Genomic DNA, 9,604 nt, shown 5'->3' with positions numbered 1-9,604 from the left:
CACCCCCCCCCCCCTCGACGTGCTGTCATCGCTGCCACGACGAGCAGTGCCGACCAGTCCGAACCAGCCTGAACCAGTCGGACCAGCGCGGACCAGTGCGGACCAGTGCGGCCAGTGCCGATCAGTGACCGGCCGGTTTCGCTCGGTGCCGTCTCACTCGCCGCCGTCTCACTCGCCGCGCTCGCGCGCGACGCGTTCTTCGTGCAGTTTTTCGAGGGCCTGATAGAGGCTCGGCCGCCCGAGGATGACGATCGACGCGAGGCCGACGGCCAGGATGAGGATTCCGAATGCCCAACGGCCGCTGCCGCTGATCATCCAGTAACCGATCCCGAGCACGACGAGGTTGATCGTGATCGCCGGCGACCGGCTCCAACGCCGGCCACGCACGAGTCCGACCGTGGTGGCGAGCATGCCGAGTCCGAGGAGCAGCAGGTAGATGCCTTCGCTGATGCCCTTGCCCTCATCGGACGGATCACCGAAAACACTCGCACCGAGGATGTAAAGGGAGAAACCGAGACCCACGGCAGTCTCCACCGCGACAAAGCCGGTCGCGATCCGAAAACTCACGGGCAGGGAGCGGAGCGCCCCGAAGGCCGAGGGTGCGGGAACGGCGTCAGTCATCACCCCACGAGAGTAGACCGGCGACGACGGCACAAAGGAACAAGCCCCGGGTTCGGCAAACGCCGCTCGCGACGGCCCGCCACCGCACCCCCACGAACACCTCTCCTCCGCAGGCACGGCCGGAGGTGCGCGGCTCGACATCGCCGCACCTTCGTTCGCGCCCGTGGCCCGTGGCTCCGAGGCGTCCCGGCCGGGAAACCGACGGCACCGACATCCTGAGGCGGCCGGGGCAGCGGGCCCGTCGCGGCCGTGCAGCCGACGCAAATCGAGATCGATGCAGCGGGCGGGAGGACCAACGGGCAAGGAGCGGTCAGCGGGGCTTCCGGACAACGGCCCGCCGGCAGATCCGTGCGAGGTGCCCGCCGCTCCGGTCGGCATCCCGGCGGTTGCCGGGGCCGGGGACTTGAGGACGCTCGCCGACGGAGCGCGACTACCCTGGCGTACATGCGCGCCCTCCTCGTCGTGAATCCCAAGGCGACGACCACCAGCGAACGGACCCGGGACGTTCTCACGCGCGCATTGGCCAGTGACCTCAAGCTCGATGTCGCCACCACCACCCACCGGGGCCACGCCGTCGAACTCGCGCGGGCCGCGGCGATGGAGAACGTCGACGTCGTCATCGCGCTGGGCGGCGACGGCACGGTCAACGAGGTTGCGAACGGCATACTCGCCGACGGTCCGTCGCCCGATCTGCCGGCCGTGGCCGTGGTCCCCGGCGGCAGCACGAATGTCTTCGCCCGCTCGCTGGGTATGCCGAACGACCCCGTCGAGGCGACCGGTGTCCTCCTGGACGCGCTGCGCGGCGGCCGCGAGCGCCGGATCGGGCTCGGGATGGCCGACCACCGCTGGTTCTTGTTCTGCGCCGGTTTCGGTTTCGACGCCGACGTCATCGCGCGGGTCGAGGACCGCCGCGCGCAGGGGCACAAGTCGACACCGGGCCTTTATGTGCGGTCCGCGCTGCACCGGTTTTACCGAAGCGGTGGCACGAGGCGGTCGGGTGCCCTCACACTGGAGGTACCGGGTCAGGAACCGGTGGAGGGGCTATGCCTCGGCATAGTCCAGAACACAAATCCTTGGACGTATCTGGGCAGCCGCCCGGTCCATGCGTGTCCGGACGCCTCGTTCGACACCGCACTGGACCTTTTCGGGCTGACCAAAATGTCCACATTGCCCACGCTGCGACACCTCAGCCGCATGCTTGACCCCTCGGGGAAGGCACCGAACGGACGTCACGTGGTGTCGCTGCACGACTGCGCGGCGTTCACACTGACGGCTGACGAGCCCGTGTCGCTCCAGGTGGACGGCGACCATCTGGGGGAACATCTCACCGTCGCGTTCCGGGGCGTCCCCCGGGCACTGCGTGTGATTGTGTGAGCGGAAGGGCGCCTGCGCCTTTCAGTCGAACGCAGAAGCGCGTTCACCCCTTGGAAGTAGGGGTGTGACCTACCCGACACCGACGATTCAAAAAATCCTTCGCCAGAGGGGTTGTGTCGACGGCTGAGGTTTGTCAGGCTCTACGTGGCGGGCCGGACGAGCCCGAAAGGCCAATCCTCCCCGCCCGACTCCACCACCAAACCTGGGGACCGACATTGTCGGCCCTTACGTTGTTGGAGGATTCGTGAAAGCGTTCACATTCACAAGCCGACACTAGGCGGGGCCACAAGTCCCGCCCGCTTATGAGGAGTTGGACCGCATGGACTGGCGCCACCGTGCCGCCTGCCGTGACGAAGACCCGGAGCTGTTCTTCCCGATCGGTAACACCGGTCCGGCGCTGCTGCAGATCGAGGAGGCGAAGGCCGTGTGCCGTCGCTGCCCCGAGATGGAAGCGTGCCTCCAGTGGGCCCTTGAGTCCGGCCAGGACGCGGGTGTCTGGGGCGGGATGAGCGAAGACGAGCGCCGCGCGCTCAAGCGCCGTGCCGCACGCAACCGCGCTCGCGCCTCTGCCTGACCCCCCCACTTCCGGATCTCCACGGCACCAACAGAACCTCGGCAACGCCCCGGACGGTCGCAGAGACCGGAACCGGGGCGTTGCCGTTTTGCCGGGAGGCCGCCGACATCGGACAGGGTCTCGGCAATCGATTTGATGCGATTTCGCGGTCCGGTTTCCGTCGCCGGTCAGCCGCGCGGCCCCCGCTGGATGGGGATGTCCAGGGTGACGACGGTGCCGCCGCCGTCGCGGGCCGCCATGTCGAACCGCCCCCCGAGCTCGCTCCCCACAAGGGTGCGGACGATCTGGAGCCCCAGGTTGCCGGAGATCTGCGGATCGAAGTCCGCGGGCAGGCCGGCACCGTCGTCCGCGACGGTGATCACCAGGCGCGCGTCGCTGCGGCGCACAGTGATCTCCAGGTTGCCCGAGTGCGTGTGGAAGGCGTGTTCCAACGCGTTTTGCAGCAGCTCCGTCAGCACCATCGCGAGCGGCGTGGCGACTTCCGCGACGAGTTCGCCGAAACTGCCGTGCCGCGCGGTCCGTACGCGCGACGCCGACGCGGAGACCTCGGTGACCATCGTCAGCACACGGTCCGCGATCTCGTCGAAGTCGACGCGTTCGTCGAGGGTTTGCGACAGCGTCTCGTGCACGATCGCGATCGAGCCGACCCGGCGTACGGCCTCCTCCAACGCCGCGCGCGCCTGCGGAGCGTCCATGCGCCGGGCCTGAAGACGCAGAAGGGCCGCGACCGTCTGCAAGTTGTTCTTGACCCGGTGGTGGATCTCCCGGATCGTCGCGTCCTTGGTGATCAACTCGCGTTCGCGGCGCCGCAGTTCTGTCACGTCCCGCAACAGCACGATCGCACCGATCCGAGCACCGCGCGGTTTGAGAGGGATCGCCCGCAGTTGTACGACCGCCGCCCTCGTCTCCACCTCGGTCTCCCGAGGCGCCCACCCGCTCGCGACCGCGGAGATCGCCTCGTCGACGGGGCCGACGGTGGGGGCGAGCTCGGCGGTCGTACGGCCCAGGTGGCAGCCGACGAGGTCGCTGGTCAGGCCGAGCCGGTGGTAGGCGGACAGGGCGTTCGGGCTCGCGTATTGGACGAGGCCTTCGGCATCGAGCCGGATCAGACCGTCGCCGACACGCGGCGACGCGTCCATGTCGACCTGCTCGCCCTTGTAGGGGAAGAAACCGGACGCGATCATTTGCGCGAGGTCAGCGGCACTTTGCAGGTACGTGAGTTCGAGCCGGCTGGGAGTGCGCGCGGTCAGCAGGTTGGTGTTGCGCGCGATGACCCCGATGACCCGGCCGTCGCGGCGTACCGGAATCGCCTCCACACGCACCGGCACGTCGTCGCGCCATTCGGGGTCGCCTTCGCGGACGATGCGGCCCTCCCCGTACGCCGCATCGAGCATCGGCCGGTCGCCGCGCTTCACGAAGTCGCCGACCAGGTCGTCCTGATGCGAGGTCGCACCGGTATTCGGACGCATCTGCGCCACCGCCACATAGCGCCCGTCACTGGTCGGCACCCACAACACCAGGTCCGCGAACGACAGATCCGCGAGGAGCTGCCACTCGGAGACCAGCAGATGCAGCCACTCAAGATCGGCCGGCAGCAGGTCGCCGTGGTTTTGGACAAGGTTGTTCATGGAGCGCACAGCCTTGAGGGTAACCCGATAGCCAAAAGGGACCTCCGGCCCGGGCGGGCAGGCAGGCGAGCGGGCGAGCAAACAAGCAGGCGAGCGGGCAAGCAGAAAGCGAACAAACGGGCGGGCGTGGCTCGTCCTCGTTTCCGTGGTGCGGCAGGTGGCGGGAGTCTGCGGTGGCCTTGCCGGGCGGCCCGTCCTCGTCTCCGTTCCTGCCCGCCACGCGGCACCCGTCGATGTCTCGTGCCGGTCGGGTGAGAAGCTGTTGCGAGCCGCGCGTGCCGGGTGGGCCGGCGGTAGTCGCCGGTCGGAGGTTGTCGTGTCCGAGAACTTTTCCCCCGCCGCGTCGGGCGGACATCCGCTCGACTGGCTGGACGTCAACGAGAAGGAACGCATCGCGGCCGGGCTGCGGCGCCGGGTGCGCCCCCGTCCCGCCGACGAGCCGCACGTCCTCGATCTGGCCGGAAACGACTACCTGGGCCTGGCCCGCCACCCGCGCGTGCTCGGCGCCGCCGCCGACGCGGTCAGGGAGTGGGGTGCGGGGTCGACCGGGTCGCGGCTGGTGACCGGTTCGACGCAGTTGCACGCCGACCTTGAGGACCTGCTCGCGGCGCATCTGGAGTGCGAGGCCGCACTCGTCTTCTCGTCCGGCTACCTCGCCAACATCGCCGCGATCACCTCCCTGGTCGGGCGCGGCGACCTGGTGGTGTCGGACGCCATCAACCACGCGTCGATCGTCGACTCCTGCCGCCTGTCGCGGGCCCGCGTGGCCATCACGCCGCACTGCGATGTGGCGGCGGTCGACCACGTGCTGGCGAACCGCACCGAGGAACGCGCGCTCGTGGTCGTGGACGCGGTGTTCTCGGTCGACGGCGACCTGGCCCCTCTCGCGGAGCTGTCGGCGGTCGTACGGCGCCACAACGCGGTCCTGCTCGTGGATGAGGCGCACGGGCTCGGCGTGGTCGGTGCGGGTGGCCGCGGGGCCGTCCACGAGGCGGGGTTGGCCGGCGCCGACCATGTGGTGCAGACCGTGACGCTGTCCAAGGCGATGGGCTCGCAGGGCGGGGCCGTCGTCGGCCCCACGCGGGTCCGGGACCACCTGATCGACACGGCACGGCCGTTCATCTTCGACACCGGGCTCGCGCCGGTGAGCGTCGCGGCGGCGCTGGAGAGCCTGCGCATCCTGCGCCAGGAGCCGGAACTCGCCGACACGGTGCGCCGCAGGGCGCGGCAGATCGCGGACGGCGCCCGCGACCTGGGCCTCGACACGACGATGCCGGCGGGAGCGGTGGCGTCCGTGCTCATCGGCGCGCCGGAATCGGCGTTCGAGGCGGCCCGGCGCAGTGCGGAGATGGGCGTGCGCGTGGGGTGCTTCCGTCCCCCGTCGGTGCCCGACGGTCTGTCCCGACTGCGTCTGGCGGCCCGCGCGGACCTGACGGACGCCGACGTCGCCCGCGCCCTGGAGACGTTGTCGGCGGCGACCAGGGGGCTCTGAACCACAGGGCTGTTCGTGGGCGGCGGTCAGGAGACGGCCGCACACCCGCCCGGTGGCCGCAGGCGTCCACCACCGGGCGGGATCACGCGGTCCTCATCCCGCGTTCGCGCCCGGCTGCCACCGCCTTTTCGGCTGCGTCGGCCAGCGTTCGGCGATCGTGGTGGGTCCCCGGCCCGATCGCCGGCAGTACGCGGGCTTCGGCGACCACATCGCGCGCGCCCGCGACGCGCCAGATCGACGCTCCGAAGGTGTCGTCGCCGACGAACGCCGTACTGCGGACCGGAGTGCCGTCGCGGTGGCGGTACGTGATCGCGACCGGCCGTACGACCGCTCCGGCGTCGAGGGCGGCTTGGAACACCGCGCGCCGGAAAGGGCCATGGCGAGCGCCGCACCACGAGCTGCCTTCCGGGAACACCGCGACGGACGCGCCCGACCGCAACGCCGCCGCGATCACCGAGACGTCGCCGGGCAGCGCCCTCGGCCGGTCGCGGGCGACGAACAACGTGCCGCCGAGGCGGACGAAGCGTCCCACCACGGGCCATTCGCCCACCTCGCGCTTGGCGACCATGCGAGCGGGCCGCACAGCGGCCAGGACTGCGACGTCGAGCCAGGAGACATGGTTCGCGACGATGAGCTCGCCGGGCGGCTGAGGGGCCGATGTCCGCGGTGGCTCCGCAAGCGGCGCCGCGTCCCCGGGCCGCTGACTCCCGAGCTCCTTCGGTATCTCGTGCCCGGGAAGGTGAACACGCACCCGCACGCCGACGCTTCGGGCCGCCACGCGCACCCAGGCACGGATCATCCGGTCGCGCGGCCCGGGCCGGAGCCGGGCGACGACCGGGGACGACACCACGCCGACGAGGGTCACAAGGGACCACGCCACGCAGCGTGCGATCCGGCGCGGCAGACCCACCGGACGCTGCGCGGACGGCATGCAACTTTCCGGAGTACAGGGAGAGTTCGGGACCCATCCGGAGACCGCGCCGGGGTGTCCGAAGGTGGGGCCGTGGGCAAGCCGACGGTCCCCGGCGGCAGCGGGCTCGAAAATGGGCGCGGGGCCGGGCTCCGAGTCGGCCCTCGAATCAGGCTCGGGAGCCGGCGCGGCGTCCGGCGCGGACGCGGGCAGCGAGCGCCCCGCGCCGCCCCGACGCGCTGCTGCGGTCGCAGCTGCGGCGGGGACGGCGTGGGGCGCGGGCGCGGTGGACAGGGCCCGGGCTCTCACGCGGAGTCCATGGCCAGGAATCTGCGCAGGTAGCGGGGGTCGGTGCGGCGCAGCGACAGCAGCACGTAGAAGTCGGCGGCGCCGAAGTCGGTGTCGTGGGCGGGCTCGCCGCACACCCACGCGCCGAGGCGCAGGTAGCCGTGCAGGAGCGGCGGCAGCGGCGTACGCGGACGCTCGGCGGACTCCAGGGCGGCGTCCGGGACCCAAGGGCTGTAGGGCGTGACGCGGTATTCCTCCGGCGCGAGGTATTTGCGCCGGACCGCCGCCCGCACGTCCGCCGCCTGAGCGCCGCCGTCGTCGAGCGGCACCGAGCAGCAGCCTGCGAGCCAGTTGTGCCCGGTGTCGGCCAGGTAGCGGGCGATCCCGGCCCACATAAGGCCGATGACCGCTCCTTCTCGGTGGTCGGGGTGCACGCACGAGCGGCCGACCTCGACGAGGTCGGAGTGCAGCGGGATGTGCCGGTGCAGCGCGAACTCCCCGGCCGCGTAGAGCCCTCCGGCGGCGCGGGCGCGTTCCGGCGGCATGAGCCGGTACGTCCCGACGACCTCGCCGGACGCTTCCTCGCGGACCACGAGGTGGTCGCAGAAGGCGTCGAACCCGTCGGTGTCCAGGCCGGGTTCGGGGGTGCGCAGGTCGGCTCCCATCTCCTCGGCGAAGACGCGGTGGCGCAGGCGCTGTGCGGCACGGATCTCGGCGGCGTCGCGGGCCAGGCCCACGGTGTAGCGGACGGCGGGCCGCGCGGTGGCGGACGCCGTCGTCTTCGTGGAGGTTTTCGCGGACGTCTTTGCGGGAGCATTTGCGGGAACCACCGCCGGGGGGACGGTCGTTACCGTGCCGGAGGCACTGAAGGCGTTCGTCGCGGAGGCCGGCGCGGAGGCCGGCGCGAGGTCCAGTTCAGGGGCGGGCGCACTCATGTGGTCTCCCGAACCCGGCGGTCCGGCCGGGGCGTGGCGGTGTCGCGGGTGCGGCGCCGCAATCCCTTCATCGCGGGCCGGGCTTGATTCGGCGTGGCCGCCGGCGTGCGCCGGGATGTGGGGCCGCTGAAATCTTCGGCGTAATGCCAGCGAACCGGGAGAAATCCCTTCACGCGCCGGCACGGGCTGTCGGCTCCGCAGCCTCCGTGCGACGCCCGGGGCGCCCCCGGCGGTCCGCGGGTCCTCACCAGGGCAACGGCCGACCGTCGCGGAAGAAGCCCCCGGTCGGCCCGTCGTCCGGCAGCGTCGCCGCCCACACGACGCCGGCCGCCCCGTCGCCCACGGGGCGCCCGCCCGGGCCGCCCATGTCCGTCGCGACCCACCCCGGGCACACCGCGTTGACGAGGACGCGGTCGCCGCGCAGTTCGGCCGCGAGCATCCGGGTCAGCGCGTTCAGGGCCGTCTTCGAGGCGGTGTAGGCGGGCGTCCCGCCGCCCATGTTCGTCAGCGACGCGGCTTCGCTGGACACGTTCACGATCCGGCCGCGGCCGCTCGCCCGCAGGAGCGGCAGAAACGCCTGTGCGGTCCGCCACGGGCCGTACAGGTTCGTGTCCATCGCCTCCCGCACCACCGCGAGGTCGGCGCCGACGGCCCGCTGCCACGTGTCGTAGTGGACGGCCGCGTTGTTGACCAGCACGTCCAGGCGCCCGAACCGATCGGCGACGGTCTCGGCGGCGCGCGCCACCCCCGCCTCGTCGGTCACGTCGAGGACCAACGGGTGGACCTCGCCCGGCATCCCGGTGAGCCGGGCCGCCGCGGCACCGGCGGCGTCCTTCGACCGCGCGGACAGCAGGACGGTGTGGCCGAGCACGGCGAGTTGCCGCACGACCTCGTACCCGATCCCCCGGTTCGCCCCCGTCACCAGTGCCACCACGGTCATGACCGCCTCACTTCCGTTCACTCGAACACCTCGCGACCGCGCCCGCTCCTTAGAGTCGCTGATGGAGCGTTCGTGCGTGCCACGATGGGGCGCAACGCGTCAGCGCGTCAGGAGGCACAGTTGACCGCGAACCCCGTCGCCGAAAGCGCCGCGCGCGAGCCGAAGTACTACCGGCTCAAAATGCACCTGCTCGAACTCACCCGCACGCAACCGCCCGGCACCCCCGTGCCGCCGGAGCGGACCCTCGCCGGCGACTTCGACATCTCCCGATCGACCGTGCGCCAGGCGCTCGGCGAACTGGTGATCGAGGGCCGCCTCGAACGCGTCCAGGGCCGCGGTACGTTCGTCGCCAAGCCGAAGGTCGCCCACCGCCTCCGGCTCGGGTCGTACACCGAGGACGTGCGCGCCCAAGGTCTCGAACCCGCCTCGCGCATCCTCGGCGCCGTCCGCCTCACCGCCGACGTCGAACTCGCCGAACGCCTCGGCATCACCCCCGGCAGCCGCGCCCTGCGCATCGAACGCCTCCGCCTCGCCGACGCCGAACCCGTGGCCCTCGAAACCACCCATCTGGCCGCCGGGCGCTTCCCGGGCCTCGACCGGGCCCTCGACCGCCACATGTCGCTTCGTGCGGCGCTGCGCGAGGTGTACGGCGTTCGCCTGGCCGAGACCGAGGAGGTCGTCGAAACGGCGTTGGCGAGCCCGAGGGAGGCGAGCCTGCTGGCGACGGATGTCGGGATGCCCCTGTTGGCTCTGTCGCGGCACAGCTTCGACGCCGACGGGACTCCGGTGGAATGGACCCGAGCGGTCTACCGGGGCGACCGCTGCAAATTCCGCCTGTGAGC

General features: G+C 71.5%; 9 protein-coding genes. 4 read left to right on the top strand and 5 right to left on the bottom strand.

Translation table 11 applies throughout. The features are described 5' to 3' along the window. Positions 1-168 precede the first annotated feature (168 nt). Positions 169-621, bottom strand: a complete 453-nt coding sequence (locus tag ACRX5W_RS05165; RefSeq protein WP_436786680.1) for a hypothetical protein — start codon at positions 619-621, stop codon at positions 169-171. A gap of 444 nt (positions 622-1,065) precedes the next feature. On the opposite strand from ACRX5W_RS05165, the gene ACRX5W_RS05160 reads away from it, so the two are divergent. Both ACRX5W_RS05160 and ACRX5W_RS05155 read left to right on the top strand, forming a co-directional pair. Further along, entirely contained in the window at positions 1,066-1,995 is a 930-nt protein-coding gene (locus ACRX5W_RS05160; protein WP_436786679.1) for a diacylglycerol/lipid kinase family protein, read from the top strand. A 319-nt stretch (positions 1,996-2,314) separates the two neighbouring features. Continuing rightward, the gene (locus ACRX5W_RS05155) at positions 2,315-2,569 is read left to right on the top strand and encodes a WhiB family transcriptional regulator (protein ID WP_231778498.1); all 255 of its coding nucleotides are present in this window, start codon (positions 2,315-2,317) and stop codon (positions 2,567-2,569) included. 167 nt (positions 2,570-2,736) lie between these two features. On the opposite strand, the gene ACRX5W_RS05150 is transcribed toward ACRX5W_RS05155, so the two are convergent. Continuing rightward, the gene (locus tag ACRX5W_RS05150) at positions 2,737-4,197 is read right to left on the bottom strand and encodes a sensor histidine kinase (protein ID WP_436786678.1); all 1,461 of its coding nucleotides are present in this window, start codon (positions 4,195-4,197) and stop codon (positions 2,737-2,739) included. A 316-nt stretch (positions 4,198-4,513) separates the two neighbouring features. Here ACRX5W_RS05150 and ACRX5W_RS05145 point away from each other — a divergent pair, with 316 nt between their 5' ends. Then, entirely contained in the window at positions 4,514-5,689 is a 1,176-nt protein-coding gene (locus tag ACRX5W_RS05145) for an 8-amino-7-oxononanoate synthase (RefSeq protein WP_436786677.1), read from the top strand. Between the two features lie 82 nt (positions 5,690-5,771). On the opposite strand, the gene ACRX5W_RS05140 is transcribed toward ACRX5W_RS05145, so the two are convergent. The 3 genes from ACRX5W_RS05140 to ACRX5W_RS05130 form a co-directional block, all read right to left on the bottom strand. Beyond that, positions 5,772-6,569 carry a lysophospholipid acyltransferase family protein gene (locus ACRX5W_RS05140; protein ID WP_436786676.1) on the bottom strand — a complete coding sequence of 266 codons (798 nt, stop codon included), beginning with the start codon at positions 6,567-6,569 and terminating at the stop codon, positions 5,772-5,774. A 335-nt stretch (positions 6,570-6,904) separates the two neighbouring features. Next, the gene (locus ACRX5W_RS05135) at positions 6,905-7,822 is read right to left on the bottom strand and encodes a GNAT family N-acetyltransferase (RefSeq protein ID WP_436786675.1); all 918 of its coding nucleotides are present in this window, start codon (positions 7,820-7,822) and stop codon (positions 6,905-6,907) included. A 244-nt stretch (positions 7,823-8,066) separates the two neighbouring features. Further along, entirely contained in the window at positions 8,067-8,762 is a 696-nt protein-coding gene (locus ACRX5W_RS05130; protein WP_436786790.1) for an SDR family oxidoreductase, read from the bottom strand. 84 nt (positions 8,763-8,846) lie between these two features. On the opposite strand from ACRX5W_RS05130, the gene ACRX5W_RS05125 reads away from it, so the two are divergent. Then, positions 8,847-9,602, top strand: a complete 756-nt coding sequence (locus tag ACRX5W_RS05125; RefSeq protein ID WP_436786789.1) for a GntR family transcriptional regulator — start codon at positions 8,847-8,849, stop codon at positions 9,600-9,602. The last annotated feature ends 2 nt before the right edge of the window (positions 9,603-9,604 follow it).

It is taken from the genome of Yinghuangia sp. YIM S10712, assembly GCF_051388935.1.
Lineage (GTDB): Bacteria > Actinomycetota > Actinomycetes > Streptomycetales > Streptomycetaceae > Yinghuangia.
This window is presented reverse-complemented; position numbering and strand designations above follow the sequence as displayed.

Excerpts from the sequence above, each read along its gene's own strand:
- ACRX5W_RS05165 (WP_436786680.1), bottom strand. The coding sequence starts at position 621 with ATGACTGACGCCGTTCCCGCACCCTCGGCCTTCGGGGCGCTCCGCTCC.
- ACRX5W_RS05160 (WP_436786679.1), top strand. The coding sequence starts at position 1,066 with ATGCGCGCCCTCCTCGTCGTGAATCCCAAGGCGACGACCACCAGCGAA.
- ACRX5W_RS05155 (WP_231778498.1), top strand. The coding sequence starts at position 2,315 with ATGGACTGGCGCCACCGTGCCGCCTGCCGTGACGAAGACCCGGAGCTG.
- ACRX5W_RS05150 (WP_436786678.1), bottom strand. The coding sequence starts at position 4,197 with ATGAACAACCTTGTCCAAAACCACGGCGACCTGCTGCCGGCCGATCTT.
- ACRX5W_RS05135 (WP_436786675.1), bottom strand. The coding sequence starts at position 7,822 with ATGAGTGCGCCCGCCCCTGAACTGGACCTCGCGCCGGCCTCCGCGCCG.
- ACRX5W_RS05130 (WP_436786790.1), bottom strand. The coding sequence starts at position 8,762 with ATGACCGTGGTGGCACTGGTGACGGGGGCGAACCGGGGGATCGGGTAC.
- ACRX5W_RS05125 (WP_436786789.1), top strand. The coding sequence starts at position 8,847 with ATGGGGCGCAACGCGTCAGCGCGTCAGGAGGCACAGTTGACCGCGAAC.